This is a genomic window from Bacillus zhangzhouensis, from assembly GCF_000715205.1.
Lineage (GTDB): Bacteria > Bacillota > Bacilli > Bacillales > Bacillaceae > Bacillus > Bacillus zhangzhouensis.
Genome location: NZ_JOTP01000031.1, coordinates 1 through 15,982 on the forward strand (window position 1 = coordinate 1; position 15,982 = coordinate 15,982).

General features: G+C 42.7%; 16 protein-coding genes, 2 tRNA genes and 1 other annotated feature. Of the genes, 16 read left to right on the top strand and 2 right to left on the bottom strand.

The window, feature by feature from the left end; all coding sequences use genetic code 11:
- The first annotated feature begins 133 nt into the window (after positions 1-133).
- The 9 genes from BA70_RS16700 to BA70_RS16740 all read left to right on the top strand — a co-directional run bounded on the left by BA70_RS16700 (position 134) and on the right by BA70_RS16740 (position 8,036).
- Positions 134-210 (top strand) — tRNA-Asp (locus tag BA70_RS16700).
- Between the two features lie 27 nt (positions 211-237).
- Positions 238-310, top strand: a tRNA-Phe gene (locus BA70_RS16705).
- 350 nt (positions 311-660) lie between these two features.
- Positions 661-1,368, top strand: a complete 708-nt coding sequence (gene yycF / locus BA70_RS16710; RefSeq protein WP_034324626.1) for a response regulator YycF — start codon at positions 661-663, stop codon at positions 1,366-1,368.
- 7 nt (positions 1,369-1,375) lie between these two features.
- The gene (gene walK, locus BA70_RS16715; RefSeq protein ID WP_034324629.1) at positions 1,376-3,214 is read left to right on the top strand and encodes a cell wall metabolism sensor histidine kinase WalK; all 1,839 of its coding nucleotides are present in this window, start codon (positions 1,376-1,378) and stop codon (positions 3,212-3,214) included.
- Positions 3,204-4,583, top strand: coding sequence for a two-component system activity regulator YycH (gene yycH / locus BA70_RS16720; RefSeq protein ID WP_034324632.1), 1,380 nt, complete (start codon positions 3,204-3,206; stop codon positions 4,581-4,583). Before walK ends, yycH begins: the two co-directional genes overlap by 11 nt.
- A complete protein-coding gene (locus BA70_RS16725) occupies positions 4,570-5,433 on the top strand; it encodes a two-component system regulatory protein YycI (RefSeq protein WP_034324635.1) in 864 nt (287 codons plus the stop codon). Before yycH ends, BA70_RS16725 begins: the two co-directional genes overlap by 14 nt.
- Positions 5,434-5,439: 6 nt before the next feature.
- The gene (locus BA70_RS16730) at positions 5,440-6,234 is read left to right on the top strand and encodes an MBL fold metallo-hydrolase (protein ID WP_034324637.1); all 795 of its coding nucleotides are present in this window, start codon (positions 5,440-5,442) and stop codon (positions 6,232-6,234) included.
- 81 nt (positions 6,235-6,315) lie between these two features.
- On the top strand, positions 6,316-7,503 hold the full coding sequence (locus tag BA70_RS16735) for a S1C family serine protease (protein ID WP_034324639.1): 1,188 nt from the start codon (positions 6,316-6,318) through the stop codon (positions 7,501-7,503).
- Positions 7,504-7,571: 68 nt separating this feature from the next.
- Positions 7,572-8,036: a GNAT family N-acetyltransferase gene (locus BA70_RS16740; protein ID WP_078061752.1), complete on the top strand. Its 465-nt coding sequence runs from the start codon at positions 7,572-7,574 to the stop codon at positions 8,034-8,036.
- 39 nt (positions 8,037-8,075) lie between these two features.
- On the opposite strand, the gene BA70_RS16745 is transcribed toward BA70_RS16740, so the two are convergent.
- Both BA70_RS16745 and BA70_RS16750 read right to left on the bottom strand, forming a co-directional pair.
- On the bottom strand, positions 8,076-8,957 hold the full coding sequence (locus BA70_RS16745; protein WP_034324642.1) for an ABC transporter ATP-binding protein: 882 nt from the start codon (positions 8,955-8,957) through the stop codon (positions 8,076-8,078).
- Positions 8,958-9,647 (bottom strand): ABC transporter permease subunit, encoded by a 690-nt coding sequence (locus tag BA70_RS16750; protein WP_034324644.1) that lies wholly within the window; start codon positions 9,645-9,647, stop codon positions 8,958-8,960.
- A gap of 192 nt (positions 9,648-9,839) precedes the next feature.
- Positions 9,840-10,110 (top strand) — a binding site (T-box leader).
- A gap of 112 nt (positions 10,111-10,222) precedes the next feature.
- On the opposite strand from BA70_RS16750, the gene BA70_RS16755 reads away from it, so the two are divergent.
- The 7 genes from BA70_RS16755 (at position 10,223) to BA70_RS16780 (ending at position 15,980) form a co-directional block, all read left to right on the top strand.
- Positions 10,223-11,083: an SAM hydrolase/SAM-dependent halogenase family protein gene (locus BA70_RS16755; protein ID WP_034324645.1), complete on the top strand. Its 861-nt coding sequence runs from the start codon at positions 10,223-10,225 to the stop codon at positions 11,081-11,083.
- Positions 11,084-11,100: 17 nt separating this feature from the next.
- A complete protein-coding gene (locus BA70_RS16760; protein WP_034324648.1) occupies positions 11,101-11,658 on the top strand; it encodes an ECF-type riboflavin transporter substrate-binding protein in 558 nt (185 codons plus the stop codon).
- Between the two features lie 19 nt (positions 11,659-11,677).
- Positions 11,678-13,393 carry an ABC transporter ATP-binding protein gene (locus BA70_RS16765; RefSeq protein ID WP_034324651.1) on the top strand — a complete coding sequence of 572 codons (1,716 nt, stop codon included), beginning with the start codon at positions 11,678-11,680 and terminating at the stop codon, positions 13,391-13,393.
- Positions 13,384-14,214: an energy-coupling factor transporter transmembrane component T family protein gene (locus tag BA70_RS16770; RefSeq protein ID WP_034324652.1), complete on the top strand. Its 831-nt coding sequence runs from the start codon at positions 13,384-13,386 to the stop codon at positions 14,212-14,214. The genes BA70_RS16765 and BA70_RS16770 overlap by 10 nt, the downstream gene beginning before the upstream one ends.
- Before the next feature lie 160 nt (positions 14,215-14,374).
- Complete coding sequence (locus BA70_RS19705) at positions 14,375-14,545, top strand: CxxH/CxxC protein (protein WP_078061753.1); 171 nt, start codon at positions 14,375-14,377, stop codon at positions 14,543-14,545.
- An 80-nt stretch (positions 14,546-14,625) separates the two neighbouring features.
- Complete coding sequence (gene rlmH / locus BA70_RS16775) at positions 14,626-15,105, top strand: 23S rRNA (pseudouridine(1915)-N(3))-methyltransferase RlmH (RefSeq protein ID WP_034324655.1); 480 nt, start codon at positions 14,626-14,628, stop codon at positions 15,103-15,105.
- A 95-nt stretch (positions 15,106-15,200) separates the two neighbouring features.
- A complete protein-coding gene (locus tag BA70_RS16780) occupies positions 15,201-15,980 on the top strand; it encodes an FRG domain-containing protein (RefSeq protein WP_239646699.1) in 780 nt (259 codons plus the stop codon).
- The last annotated feature ends 2 nt before the right edge of the window (positions 15,981-15,982 follow it).

Consider the following 15,982-nt stretch of genomic DNA (forward strand, 5'->3'; position numbering starts at 1 on the left):
AATACAGCACCAAGTCGCTTCTTTAACACTGTTTGGAATGCCGTACGGTTCATTGATTTACTTTAGCGTTAAGCTAATTTTTCCTCACTTGCTTGGAAGAGCACCACGATTGCTTTTTCGGGCAAGTTACTGAGGTCCGGTAGTTCAGTTGGTTAGAATGCCTGCCTGTCACGCAGGAGGTCGCGGGTTCGAGTCCCGTCCGGACCGCCATTTATACATATTCATCTTTTTGATGATGGCTCGGTAGCTCAGTTGGTAGAGCAACGGACTGAAAATCCGTGTGTCGGCGGTTCGATTCCGTCCCGAGCCACTTCCAAACGCATCTGCAATCGCAGGTGCGTTTTTATTTTATGAAAAGAAGGCATAAAAAGGGAGAAGCCGGACCTAGGTAGGGCCCGGCTCCATAAGAAGAAGACGTTACATGTATATAGACGTTTGGTGATTGGAAAAGTTTCGATAAAAAAGGAAAAAGTCATCAATTTTTTTGAGCCATGTCTTTCCTATCCAACGTTTACTAGAAAAGAAAGCCGTTATTATTTTTATCTTTGCCTCGTAAAACGTTATAATAGACAGTGAGCCTTTTTTCCTCGAACGAAAAAGGCCTGATGAGAGATGCAAAATAGAATGACATAGATGCTAAAAATGCAGGAGGAAATCATAATGGAAAAAAAGATTCTTGTCGTAGATGATGAAAAACCGATTGCTGATATATTGGAATTTAACTTAAGAAAAGAGGGCTATGAGGTTCATTGTGCATATGACGGAAATGAAGCCCTTGAAATGGTAGAAGAAATTAAGCCGGACATCATTCTACTCGACATCATGCTGCCGAACAAAGATGGCGTTGAAGTATGCCGTGAAGTGAGAAAGAAATATGATATGCCGATTATTATGCTTACAGCGAAGGACTCTGAAATTGATAAGGTCATCGGTCTTGAGCTTGGCGCGGATGATTATGTGACGAAGCCATTCAGCACGCGCGAGCTGCTTGCACGTGTGAAAGCGAATTTGAGAAGACAGACCGCTGCTCCGCAATCGGAGGAGGAATCTGAATCAAATGATATCGAGGTTGGATCACTTGTCATTTACCCAGATGCGTATGTCGTGTCTAAGCGTGAGGAAACGATCGAGTTGACGCACCGTGAGTTCGAATTGCTTCATTACTTAGCGAAGCATATTGGACAAGTCATGACACGCGAGCATTTACTACAAACCGTATGGGGCTACGATTACTTCGGCGATGTCCGTACAGTGGATGTTACAGTTCGCCGTCTTCGTGAGAAAATTGAAGACAACCCTAGCCACCCGAGCTGGATTGTGACAAGACGAGGCGTCGGCTACTATTTAAGAAACCCAGAGCAGGACTAAGATTCTTATGAGTAAAGTAGGTTTTTTTCGCTCGATTCACTTCAAATTGACCTTAATCTATGTGCTGCTGATCATTGTCGCCATGCAGATCATTGGCGTCTACTTTGTGAAGCAGCTAGAGCAGTCCTTAATTAACTCTTATGATAATTCCTTGAATCAGCGAATCTACTCGTTATCGTATTACCTAGAACAGGATTCATCGAAAAGCAAGGCGGAATTAAAAGAGGATGCTCAAAAGATTTTAAACGATTTTAACAATAAAGATGAGTCTAATGAAATTTCTGAAGTCAGCTATATTGACGAAAGCAGAGAGGTTATTGCCTCTGTGAATAACGGCAGTCAAGAGATTGCCGGGAAGAAAATCACAGATCAAATCATTAGCCGTATTTTCGCGGTTGGCAAAGACTACGAAAAAAAATTCTATGACCCAGAATCGAATAAACGAGTCCGCATATCAGCGACAGCCGTGAAAAATGAGAACCAAGAAACCGTTGGTGTCATTTATGTGGTCTCATCCATGGAAAGTGTTTTTAACCAAATGCGAACCATTAATACGATTTTGGCAACGGGAACGCTGCTTGCCCTTGGGATAACCGCTCTACTTGGTATATTCATATTCAGAACCATTACACACCCAATTTCGGATATGAGAAAGCAAGCGATAGAGCTCGCCAAAGGGAACTTTTCCAGAAAGGTCCGAAAGTATGGACATGATGAGATTGGTCAGCTAGCAACGACATTTAACCATCTGACGAGAGAGCTGGAGGAAGCTCAGCTGATGACAGAGGGAGAGCGGAAAAAGCTTTCTTCTGTGATTGCGTATATGACGGATGGTGTCATCGCAACGAATCAAAACGGTGCCATTATTCTATTAAACAGCCCAGCATTAGAGCTTCTGAATGTTTCACGTGAAACAGCATTAGAGATGCCTATTACGTCATTGCTCGGCTTAGAGGAAACTCATACATTTGAAGATTTAGTCGAAAATCAAGACTCCATGCTGCTAGAAATTGAACGCGAAGATCAGTTGTCTGTTTTGCGTGTCAATTTCTCAGTCATTCAGAAAGAGCATGGGAAGATTGATGGCTTAATCGCGGTCATTTATGACGTGACAGAGCAAGAGAAAATTGATGCTGAACGCCGCGAATTCGTGGCGAACGTATCGCATGAACTGCGTACACCGCTAACGACGATGCGAAGCTATCTTGAGGCACTAGCTGAAGGTGCGATTGGTGATAAAGAGCTTGCGCCAAGGTTCCTCAGTGTCACCCGAAATGAAACAGAGCGCATGATTAGACTTGTCAATGACCTGCTCCAGCTGTCTAAGTTCGACAGCAAGGATTATCAATTCAATCGTGAGTGGACGAATTTTATCAGGTTTATCTCTTTGGTCATTGATCGTTTTGAAATGACGAAAGAGCAGCATGTCGCTTTCATCCGCAACCTGCCGCAGCGTGAAATATATGTGGAAATTGATCAAGATAAAATCACACAGGTGCTCGATAATATCATTTCCAATGCCATGAAATACTCGCCAGAGGGTGGACATATTACGTTCACAGTCGATCTGGATGAGGACAAAGGTCTTGTGTTATTCAGCGTCAAAGATGAAGGAATCGGTATTCCGAAAAAGGATATGGATAAAATCTTTGAACGTTTTTATCGAGTGGATAAGGCGAGAACAAGAAAGCTTGGCGGAACCGGCCTAGGTCTTGCGATTGCAAAAGAAATGGTTCAGGCTCATGGTGGAGATATTTGGGCTGACAGCATTGAAGGAAAAGGAACAACGGTAACCTTTACCCTTCCGTACAATGAAGAACAAGAGGATGATTGGGATGAAGCGTGAGACCTTTAAAACCATAATATTAACAATCCTAATTGCGATCAGTCTTGTGTTTACGTGGAATATTTGGATGTTCCAGCCTGTCATGCAGGATCAGGCGGATGCCGGCACAAGGGTCGTGGAAACGAAGAAGATCTCAAGCGACGAGCCCCGAAGTCTCATTGATGTCGTAAAGCCGCGGGAGATGTTCATCCATTCAAATGGTGAGCATTTTAAAGTGGATCAAAAGGAACTCTTTCAAAACTTTTGGAATGATGTGAGCCTTTGGGATGTCAAAGAGATGAAGGATGTGTCGGATCAATATTCCGAGCAGAAGTTTAAAAATTTCTTCTACGGACGCGAAGGGCAAGGGAAGACATTGGATCTTGTGTTCAATGACCCGATTCCGATTGATATTTTCCAAGCACTGTTTAAATGGCCGAATAAATCCATTGAATACAACTCATTTGATCGGATGATTGTGCCTTTTGCTCAGCAGGATAAGGCCAATAAAAAAGTCTATTTGGTCTCATATAGCAAGGAAACGGTGCTTGAGCTGACAATTGAGTCGGCCAACTATCGTAATCTGATGGATAGCATCGCAGCCGCTCAAAACGAGATGCCGCGCTATGATCTCTATACATTCTCAGGAAATTCTAAAAGAGATTTCCTTCTGCCGCGGAAGCAAAAGCATCTTGAAGCGAAAATGTTCTTTATCGAAACGATTAAGACAAGCAAATTCAAGGATGCTTTGTTTACAGACCCAAGTCTTGTCGGTGAGGAGTCTAATTTAAACCGGACGGTGTATACAGATGGGACAAGTCGTCTTGAAGCCAATCAAAAAGATCATCGCATCCAGTATCAGCACCGTAATATCAATTCTAGTACCGTTTTTCAAACGGGGGATTTGATCAAGCGAAGCGTGAAGTATTTCAATGATACGGGAAGCTTTACCGATGACTATCAATACTTTGGCATCAACAGCAACCAGCAGCTGTCCTTTAATATGTTTATGGATGGTCTGCCGATCGTCAACAGTACAAAGCATCCATTTGGTATGACCTCTCTTGAAGTACAATGGGCGAATGATGACATCTTGAATTACAAGCGTCCAAACTACATTCTTGGCAACAAAGCGAGTCAGAGTGAACAGGTCAAGCTGATGAATGGGACAGAGCTGAAGGATCTGATCATCAAACAGACGAAATATGATGATCTGGAGAAAATTGAACAGATTTTCCCTGCGTATCAAGCTGCGTCTTCGGCATCAGATCAAGATCAAGCGATGTTTGTCTGGCTGGAGCCAGTATGGTGTATGAAATATAACGGCAAAACCGTGATTCTATCGAATGATCTGCTGACAGAGGGGAGCGAGAATAATGGAATGGAATAAGACCAAAACGATCTTTATCCTAGCCTTTCTCGTTCTCGATATCTTTCTAGGTTTTCAATACTTTGAAAAACGATCGACCGATCATTTTGCGATTATCGAAAAAACGGATACGCTGGAAGAAATGAAGGCAGACGGAATCAAATATGGCAATCTATCAGATGAAGCGAAGATTGGATACCGCATTACAGCTGAAAAGAAGCAATATACGAAAAAGGATGTCGACGGATTAGCTGATCAAAAGGCGAAAAGCAGATTCCCGAAAACAGACAAAGATGATCCTGTCACGTTGCTTGAAATGACTTTCAATAAACCAGTCGCATTGCCGAAAAAGGATATGAAAACAGCAGCGACGAACCTTGTGAACCAGCGTTTGCTGGATGGGAAGAATTATAAGCTGTGGAGCATTGATGAAGAGACAGGCAAAATCGTCTTCTTCCAAATGTATAAAGGGAAATACATCTTCCAAGAAGGCCTTGATGACACCGAAACCATCGGGAGAATCACATTGGATTTGAACGATCAAAACGAGGTCGTATCGTATCAGCAGTCGATGGTGACGTCGATTAATGAAGTGAGAAAAGAAACGCTTGTCCCGGCGCTTGAAACCGTGAAGGACTTATATACGCAAAATATGCTGAACCAGAATACGACCGTGAAAAAGGTTGAACTTGGCTACTATACGCAATATCCAGGTGCAAGCACTCAAGTCATGGTGCCTGTATGGCGAGTGGAGCTTGAAGGTGTATCAGCTGGTTCCAAGAAAAAGACAGAGGAAGAATATTTGATCAATGCCATCGATGGTTCAACACTTGATCATATAGAGAAAGATGACAAATCTTCAATGGAGTGAGAGAACATGAGCTTGCAGTTCAGTGTACTAGCGAGCGGAAGTACGGGGAACGCTTTTTATTTAGAAACAGACGAGCATGCCTTTTTGGTGGATGCGGGTCTAAGCGGCAAACAGATGGTCGAGCTACTTGGTCAAATCGACCGCAAGCCGGAAGACTTGGACGGAATTTTTGTCACACACGAGCACTCAGATCATATTAAGGGACTTGGTGTCATGGCAAGAAAGTACAAGCTTCCCGTCTATGCAAATGCAAAAACGTGGCATGCGATGGAATCTCATATTGGGAAGATTGACACAGAGCAGAAATTCCATTTTGATATGGAGACGGTTCAATCCTTTGGCGGTCTGGATGTCGAGTCCTTTGGCGTGTCACATGATGCGGCAGAGCCTATGTTTTACGTGTTCCATTATGGAGGGCGAAAGCTTGCCCTCATGACGGATACAGGCTATGTGAGTGATCGCATGAAAGGAATTATTAAATCAGCCAATACGTTTGTATTTGAGAGCAATCATGATGTCGGCATGCTGCAAATGGGCCGATACCCATGGAGTATTAAGCGCAGAATCCTGAGCGATGTCGGACATGTATCGAATGAAGATGCCGCTCTTGCAATGACAGATGTAATTGGGGATGCCACCTCACGCATTTACTTAGCTCACCTGAGTCAAGACAACAACATGAAGGATTTAGCCCGTATGGCGGTCCAGCAGACGCTTGAAATGAAGGGCTATGTTGTGGGGGACGGCTTTGATTTATATGATACGGACCCGAAAAAAGCAACCCCGCTTTGCGCCGTATGATTTTTACAATCGTATGATTAAGATAAGAGCTTCTTACCAACACTATATACATCATCTATTCACTGAAAGGAAGGAAACATAGTGGATTATCGCGATGTAGAGTGGAAGCCGAGACGAAGCAGAAAAGGATATTTCCTATCTGGTTTGATCGGTGTATTGGTAGGAGCTTTTTTAATGGGATTCTTTTTCCCCTATGTATCTGGACAGAGCGGCAGTCTCTTTGGCTGGCAGTCGGCCGGAGACCAGCAAGCATCAGAGGGCCCTTTAAAGACAGTCAATGTGAACGTCAATGATGCTGTCACGAAAGTGGTGTCTAGTATGTCGGATACGGTTGTCGGCGTCATTAATATCCAAAAGTCGAGCTTTTGGGAAGAAGGCGGAGAAGCAGGCAGCGGGTCAGGTGTGATATATCAAAAAAAGGGTGATACCTTGTATATCGTGACCAACCACCACGTCATCAAAGGCGCAAACCAGCTTGAAGTGAGCCTTCAGGATGGGACAAGAATTGGGGCCAATCTTGTCGGCAGCGATCAGCTCATGGATTTAGCGGTACTCACCGTCAAAAGTGATAAAATCAAGAAGACCGCAGCCTTCGGCAATTCAGATCATGTGAAGCCAGGTGAGCCAGTCATCGCCATTGGGAATCCATTAGGGCTTGAATTCGCAGGCTCTGTCACACAAGGTGTCATTTCGGGAACGGAGCGTGCCATCCCTGTTGACTCAAATGGTGATGGACAGACGGATTGGAATGCAGAGGTCCTGCAAACAGATGCCGCCATCAATCCGGGAAACAGTGGTGGTGCCTTGATCAATATGGACGGGAAAGTGATCGGCATCAATTCAATGAAGATTGCTGAATCAGAAGTTGAAGGAATTGGGCTGTCCATTCCTGCGAATCTGGTCATACCTGTCATAGAGGATTTAGAGCGCTATGGGGAGGTTAAACGTCCGTACCTTGGGGTTGGCATGAAGTCACTAGCCGATATTGCGAGCTACCACTGGCAGGAAACGTTGAAATTGCCAGAAAAGGTCACAACCGGGGTCGTCGTGATGAGTGTTGAACCTTTGTCTCCAGCAGGAAAAGCGGGGCTAAAAGAGCTGGATGTTGTGACATCCTTTGATGGCAAGGGTGTACAAAATATTGTGGATCTACGTAAATATTTATATCAAAAGAAAGTCGGCGACAAGGTAAAGGTGCAATTTTACCGAAGCGGAAAGAAAAAATCAGTAGAGATCAAACTCTCCCAAACCGACCGATTCGGCGGATAACCAGTTCCAACAAGGGACTGGTTTTTTTTGCATGCCCATCATATGATGAAGGAAAGGGGGGGATACGATTGGTTACACTACAACCGATGTCACAAACAGATTACGACTCATTAATCGAGGAATCCATTAAGCGGTACGCAGAAGAAAAAGTGCTCGCAGGAACATGGGTGAAGGAAGAAGCACTTGAGAACGCAGAAGAACAATTTGATAGGCTGCTTCCAGAAGGCCTTCAAACAGAGCATCATGAGCTGTGGAATTTCTTAAATGGAGAAGAGACGATAGGCTGGGTTTGGCTTTGTTATGATCCGAATCATCCTCAACAAGAGGGGTTTATTTATAACTTTATTTTGTTTGAAGCTTATCGAGGAAAAGGTTTTGCGAAGCAGGCCATTGCTGCATTAGAGGAGCAGGCAAAGTCATTAGGTGTGAAAAAACTCTCACTGCATGTCTTTGCGCATAATCAAATCGCCCGTGCGCTGTATGAGAAGACGGGTTTTGCAGAAACCGGCATCTACATGAGCAAACCGATATAAAAAAGAAGAAGTACCGTGCAGGCAGCGTACGGTACTTTTTTATGAGGACATCATGGCATCTTGAGCCGTGACTCTGTATAGATCTACTTTGCATTTCACGAAAGCGCGGATGATCGCAGGGACTTGGGCTTCTGAACGAATCAACAATGAGGTCTCGTCATCACTGATCACAAGATCTGTTCCCACAGTTTGTAAGTACTGCGTGAGAACAGGCTTCACCTCATCATCAATCCATGCATGCTTGAAGGTTGCACGAATGTTTGAGGATGTGATGGTTTTCTCTTGAGGATGAGTATGTGGGGACACTAATTTTCCTTCAGAAATGAACGCAGTTTTGGTACAGATACTATTTGTGAACCTTGGTCGGTCAGCTGTTAAAAAGACGGTTTTGCCTTCATACTTTAACGTTTCAATGACCCGTTGGATGTTCAAGATAGAATCTGAATCAATATCGGCAAAAGGCTCATCGAGTAAAATAAATTCAGGTCGATGGGCGATGGCCTGCGCCATTCCGAGCCGCTTCTTCATACCAGGTGTAAAGGCACCAACCTTCTCCTGATGATAGCGATGTAAACCGACGAATTCGAGCAATTCTTCATAATTGCTCGTTTTCTGGCGTGTACCGGTGATTTTTGACAAATAGGCGATATGTTCAAGTGCCGTGAGCCCTTCATATAAATCCGTATATTCAGGCAGAACACCGATGTGATGCCTCACTTTTTTTAACGAAGGCATATTCATCATCGTAAACGTACCAGCTGTGGGGCGGGAGATTCCCGTAATGATATTGAAAAACGTGGTCTTACCAGCACCCTTCGGTCCGATGAGTCCGAAGATATCGCCTTGATTGACATCAAGGGTAATATGATCTACTGCAACTTTTGTACGATATTTTTTTGTAAGCCCTTTTGTATGTAGCATTTAGACATCCCTCCTTTGAAACAGCAGCGCAGTTCCAATGAGTAAGACAACGGTCAATGCTGCATTCATCAGTACATAGGTCAGCGGTTCACTCCATCGCGCATAATAATAAGGCGTCATGTATTGGAACCAGTGAATAAACCGTTCTGAAGAAAGAACAGAAATCATACTGACGATTGGGAAAAGAAAGGAAAACAACATGCCGACAAACATCGATTTCTGCGGTGTTGGAAAGAGCATGGACAAAAACAAAGTACATGAGATGCCGACACTGATAAAGGTTAAGATTTTTAAGGCATCAGAGAACAGAAAACGATGTGAAATCACCATATTCAGTACATATGTCGTCATAATACAGCTGAGCCAAAACAGCATCAGTCCAAGATATTTTCCGACGATAATATTCAAACGGGTCGTTTTACTGACGAGAAAACGAATGGTTTTCAAATGAATTTCGCGACTCAAAATATCATGTGATAATAAAAAAATAAGGAAAAAACCAAATAATGAAATCACCAGTTCATTCCCAATGGAATAAGGATCCTTTGCCTGCTCCCAATTCCCTTGATAAGCAGCTATAAATGGAAGACTTGATACAAAAGTAGATAAAATGAAAATAATAACAATTGTTAAGATGGATTTTGTGCTTTTGAAGAGCTGCTTAAACTCATTCATACAAATGGTCCACACACGCTGTACCTCCCTTCATCTTTATTATAACGCTAGAAAACAAAGACACCATATCCCGCTCTTTAACATTTGCTTAAATTTTATAAAAAGGAGACTCTTCCAGTATAAGTTAATTTATTTTTGAAAATGTTCAGAAAAATATCTTGATTTATCAAAAAACATCATGTATGATAGCTTTAATTCAAAATAGTTGAACAGGCAATGACGAGAGAAAGTACAATCATCAATTTTTCCACAGAGAGCTTCGGCAGCTGAAAAGAAGCAAAAATAATGATTCGAAAAATGGTCTCTGAGCCTCGTACTGAACATATCCATGATATTAGTAGGTTACGACGAGAGTTGGTACTCGTTATCAAAACCACAGTATATGAGCCAGATTGGAGCTTTGTACTTGTAGAGGCTGTTTAGCGCGAGCAAACAGTAAATAAAGGTGGTACCACGAGACAAATACCTCGTCCTTATGATTCAAAGATAAGGATGGGGTATTTTTTATTGTCCACTTTTTTTTCATACAAATGTTCAAATGTTCCACGTGAAACACCACAACCATTTTTTCAAATGAAAGGGAGATTGACATGAGTGAACATGCATTGATTTTACAATCAGATTTCGGCATTGATGACGGAGCGGTCAGCGCAATGTACGGAGTAGCAAATACGGTGAGCAGCAACATCCGCATTTTTGATTTAACACACAACATTCCGCAATATGACATTTGGGAGGCGTCTTATCGACTGCTCCAAACCGTCACATACTGGCCGGAGGAAACGGTCTTCGTATCCGTTGTTGACCCGGGCGTTGGATCAGAGCGAAAGAGTCTTGTCGTCAAAACATCAAGCTCACACTATATCATTACCCCAGATAACGGGACACTTACACACGTCGCGCAGGATATTGGGATTGTGGAAGCCCGTTATTTAGATGAAACCATTAACCGGCTGCCAAAGTCGGGAAAATCACATACATTCCATGGGAGAGATATATACGCGTATACAGGGGCGAGAATCGCTTCAGGCGTGATTTCTTTTGAAGAAGTCGGACCAAAAGCGAATATTGATGATATTATTCACCTTCCAGTCGTACAGGCTTATGCGGAAGAAGAAGTGATCACAGGGACGATTGATATCTTAGATGTGAGGTTCGGAAACCTTTGGACAAACATTCATCACACGTTATTTGAACAGCTTTCAATTAATTATGGTGATGCAATAGAAGTTACCATTGCCAACGGGCCGAAAAATGTGTATAAAAATATCATGACCTATGGACGATCTTTTGCCGATTTAAAGGTAGGCGAACCACTCGTATATGTCAATTCACTCGATCATTTAGGCGTGGCGATCAATCAAGGGTCATTTGCAAAGGCTTATAACATCGGAACAGGCACAGGCTGGCGCCTTTCGATTCGCAAAGCTCCGCGCATTATATACGAATAAGAGGAGGAAACAACATCATGGCAGGTAAACAACTTTCAACGAAAACTGTCGTTGCCATCGGAATTGGCGCAGCCGTCTTTGTCATTTTAGGACGCTTCGTCTCCATTCCAACTGGAATTCCGAATACACAAATTGAAACATCGTACGCATTCCTTGCGTTAATGGCTGTATTATTTGGCCCTGTTGCAGGCGCACTGATTGGTTTTATTGGTCATCTCATTAAAGATGCCACCACATTTGGCCCTTGGTGGAGCTGGATTATCGTTTCAGGTATCGTTGGTTTATTGATCGGCTTCATTTCAAACCGTTTAAAAGTAGAGGAGGGTGACTTTGGCTGGAAAAAGATCACGCTCTTCAACGCCGTACAAGCAGGAGCGCAGGCACTTGGCTGGTTTGTCATTGCCCCTGTACTCGACATTGTGATCTATGCAGAACCAGCGAACAAAGTGTTTGTTCAAGGCATCGTAGCAGGAATCTCCAACATCATCACAGTCGGTGTACTTGGAACAATCATCATTGCAGCTTATGCGAAAACGAGAAGCAAAAGCGGCAGCCTATCGAAAGAAACATCATGAAGCAAGGTGGAACACGTAAATGAAGAAACCGATGATTCAATTCGAGCATTTCGGATTCAAGTATCGCAGTCAGTCAGAACCGACATTGAAAGATATCAACCTGACCATCTATGAAGGCGAAAAAGTCCTCATCGCAGGCCCGTCTGGATCGGGAAAAAGCACACTAGCCCATTGTATCAATGGGCTAGTTCCTGCGTCTTATAAAGGTTCTATGGAAGGAAGTCTTTACATCGGCGGAAAGAATGCAGAGAAAGAGAACATTTTCTCCCTCTCACAGCTCGTCGGAACGGTTTTGCAGGACCCTGATGGACAATTTATCGGGCTGACCGTTGGAGAAGACATTGCTTTTACACTCGAAAATGACCAGGTCACGCGAGAAGAAATGAAAATCCGTGTAGAAGAAGCGGCAAGATTAACAGAGGTAGACGGCAAGCTGGCAGCATCTGTGCATGAGCTATCAGGCGGTCAAAAACAGCGTGTCGCCATTGCAGGCGTGCTTGTCAATGATGTCGACATTTTGCTGTTTGATGAACCACTGGCAAGCCTTGATCCCGCAACAGGCAAAGAAGTGATCGACCTCATTGACCGTCTGCAAAAAGAAACGAAAAAAACGGTCGTGATGGTCGAGCACCGATTAGAGGACGTCCTCTTTCGTCATGTCGATCGCATCATCGTTGTCAATGACGGAACGATTGCGGCTGATATGACACCAGATGAATTACTCGCTTCAAATGTGTTGGAAGCGGCGTATTTGCGCGAGCCATTATATGTGAAGGCCTTGAAATATGCAGGCATTCCGATTGAAGAAGGAGATCAAATTGCTGATTTACAGCATCTCACCTTAAATGATGAGGAAAAAATGAAAATCGAGCAGTGGATGGAAGCATCTGAGCATCCAGCAGAACAGATTGCAGCGCCGGATTTACTAGAGGTGCGCGAGCTGAGCTTTGACTATCCGACAAGACCAAATACGCTCAATAACATCTCTTTTACCGTCAAAAAAGGAGAAATGATCAGCATCGCAGGAGCCAATGGTGCGGGCAAGACGACATTGTCCAAGCTGCTCTGTGCGTTTGAAAAGCCAACTGAAGGGACCATTCATCTAAATGGTGATGACATCACAGGAGATACAATCAAACAGCGCTCCGAGCGAATCGGCGTTGTCATGCAAAACCCAAATCAAATGATTTCAAAACAAATGATCTTCGATGAGGTCGCACTTGGTCTCGTTTTAAGAGGCGTAAAGGAAGACGACATCAAGGAACGGGTGGAGCGGGTTCTGAAGGTGTGCGGACTGTATCCATTTCGGAACTGGCCGATCTCAGCTCTTAGCTTTGGACAGAAAAAACGCGTCACCATTGCGTCTATTCTTGTATTAGAGCCAGAGATCATCATTTTAGATGAGCCAACCGCTGGACAGGATTTTAAACATTACACAGAGATGATGACGTTTTTAGAGCAATTAAATCAGCAGGGTGTCACGATCTTGATGATCACACATGATATGCATTTGATGCTCGAATACACAACAAGAACTATTGTCATTTCAGATGGAGAAAAAATCGCAGATGATACACCGGCCAAAGTGCTAACAGATCAGCTGCTTGTCCAAAAGGCGAGTTTAAAGGAAACGTCGCTGTATGAACTGGCGCTGAAAGCAGACTGGCCTAATCCAAATGAACTCGTGGATCGCTTCATTGAGGTTGACAGAAAGGAACGAATGACATGGCTGTAGACATGCTGTCCTATATCGATCGCCCGTCGCCAATTCACCGGCTGACAGGTGCAACCAAACTCATTTGCTTTATCCTCTGGTCATCCGCAGCGATGCTCACGTATGATACAGGCGTATTAGTCTTTATGCTTGTCGCCAGTATCGTATTCTTTCAACTGTCGAACGTGCGACTTCGTGATATCTCCTTCGTGGTGATCGTCTTGGCGATTTTCCTTGTGATCAACAACATCGCTATTTACATCTTTGCGCCGCAGCAAGGTGTCGCCATCTACGGAGCAAAACATGAGCTGTTTCATATTGCAGGCTGGTACAACGTCACACTTGAACAGCTTTTCTATCAGTTGAACATTACGCTTAAATATGTGACAGTCATGCCAGCAGCTCTTTTATTTATCGTCACAACAAATCCAAGTGAATTCGCCTCATCCCTCAGCCGAATCGGCGTCAGCTACCGGATTTCCTATGCTGTAGCGATTGCCTTACGCTATATTCCAGATATTCAGCGGGATTTTCGGACGATTGCCATTTCTCAGCAGGCAAGAGGAATCGATTTATCGAAGAATGAAAAACTGGGAAAACGAATCAAAAATGCGCTATCGATCGTGATGCCGCTGATTTTCTCCAGCTTGGAGCGGATTGAAACGATCAGTAATGCAATGGAGCTACGCGGGTTTGGGAAACATAAAAAGCGTACATGGTTTACGGCGAAAGACTTTCAAAAAGCAGATTATGCTGCATTATTGTTTGTTGGTGTGGTGCTCATCGTGTCACTAGTAATTACATTTGTTAGAGGAACGAGATTTTATAATCCATTTCTATAGAAAGAAGCCTTCACAGAAGTGGAGGCTTTTTTGTTTGGTTTGTGGATAAAAGGTGTGGAAAAGGGCAAAAGACTATTAACATGTGAATAAATCGGTTATATTGAACAATGAGCGAAATAATGTGAATAACCGGAGAACATATTGGAGGAATAAGAAACTTATGAACAAAATATTTTATGCTTGCGCAGAACACATAGAAACCGTACTAGACATGTACATAGATGATCACGAAACGCCGCCAGAATTCAGAAAAATCGAACATACACACAGTTTATCCACAACCTGTGAATTGTGCGATGAACCTGCAATATATATAGTGGGGAACGAATGATCGGACACAAAATACACAAATTTTATCCACAATTGTTGATAACTTATATGAATAACTTGTTCTTAAGGTGGGGATGACCTGTGAATATATCAATTATCACAGTAGGAAAATTAAAAGAGAAATATTTAAAGCAAGGCATAGCCGAATACACAAAACGATTACAGGCCTATGCGAAACTTGAGATCATTGAGCTTGCGGACGAAAAAGCACCCGAACATCTCAGCGAGCAAGACATGAAAATCATCAAAGACAAAGAAGGCGAACGCATCTTAAGCAAAATCAACCCAGACGCTCACGTCATCGCCCTCGCCATCGAAGGAAAAATGAAAAGTTCCGAAGAATTAGCCGATACAATAGATAAGCTGGCAACATACGGAAAAAGCAAAGTATGTTTCGTCATAGGCGGATCCCTTGGCTTAAGTGACGCTGTCATGCAGCGTGCGAATGAGAAGCTGTCATTTTCGAGGATGACGTTTCCGCATCAGTTGATGAGGTTGGTGTTGGTGGAGCAGATTTATCGGGCGTTTCGGATTGTGCGGGGGGAGCCTTATCATAAATAAGTGAGGTTTTACTTTTATTGAAAATAGTCTACCTAGGCTTTTAGTCTTGCTATTTTTGCTATAATAGACATACTACTCTATTGGAGGTTTTGGTAGTGGAAGAAGTATTTGTAAGTAGTGTTTCTCAATACATAGAAGAAATAAAAAATCTATCCTCTAGAGGTTTTACTTTTTTTAGGGGGCAAGGTTCAAATAAACATCAATTGCTTCCTTCACTTTTAAGGAAGAATGAAAGTGGAAATTATGTTTATGGTACAAATTGTGATAAGAATTTTCAAACCCAATTTAAATCAAAAGCAATCCCTTTTTTAAATAATGTTCCTACTGATGAATTTGAATGGTTATTTATAGCACAACATTATGGACTACCTACTAGGTTATTAGATTGGACGTCCAATCCATTAGTTTCTTTATATTTCGCGGTTGAAAAATCACTAGACGAATATAATGATGAGAAGTATCCAGTTGTATGGTCTTTAAATCCTATTGATTTAAATAGTAAAGTTGGTTATTTGGGGAATAGAGTTGATGTACCAAATCTTATGGAAAATGATTCAACTCTAAATAATTGTTTACAAACAAATTATAGGGTTGGAGTAAGACATGATGAAGCAAATTATCCTTTGGCTATTAGTGGACCCGTAAACAACTCCCGAATTGAAGCACAGAAAGGCATTTTTACTTTATTTCCATCGAATGCACTGCCGTTAGAAGATTATGAGGGAGCTAGTGAATTTCTTTACAGAATTAATATTCATTATGATTATATACACGAAATTAAGAAAGAACTGTTTAGTTTAGGTATTAGTAAATCGAGTATTTACCCAGAATTATCGAGTATTGCAGATGATATAGTTTTCGAATATAAACTATAGGA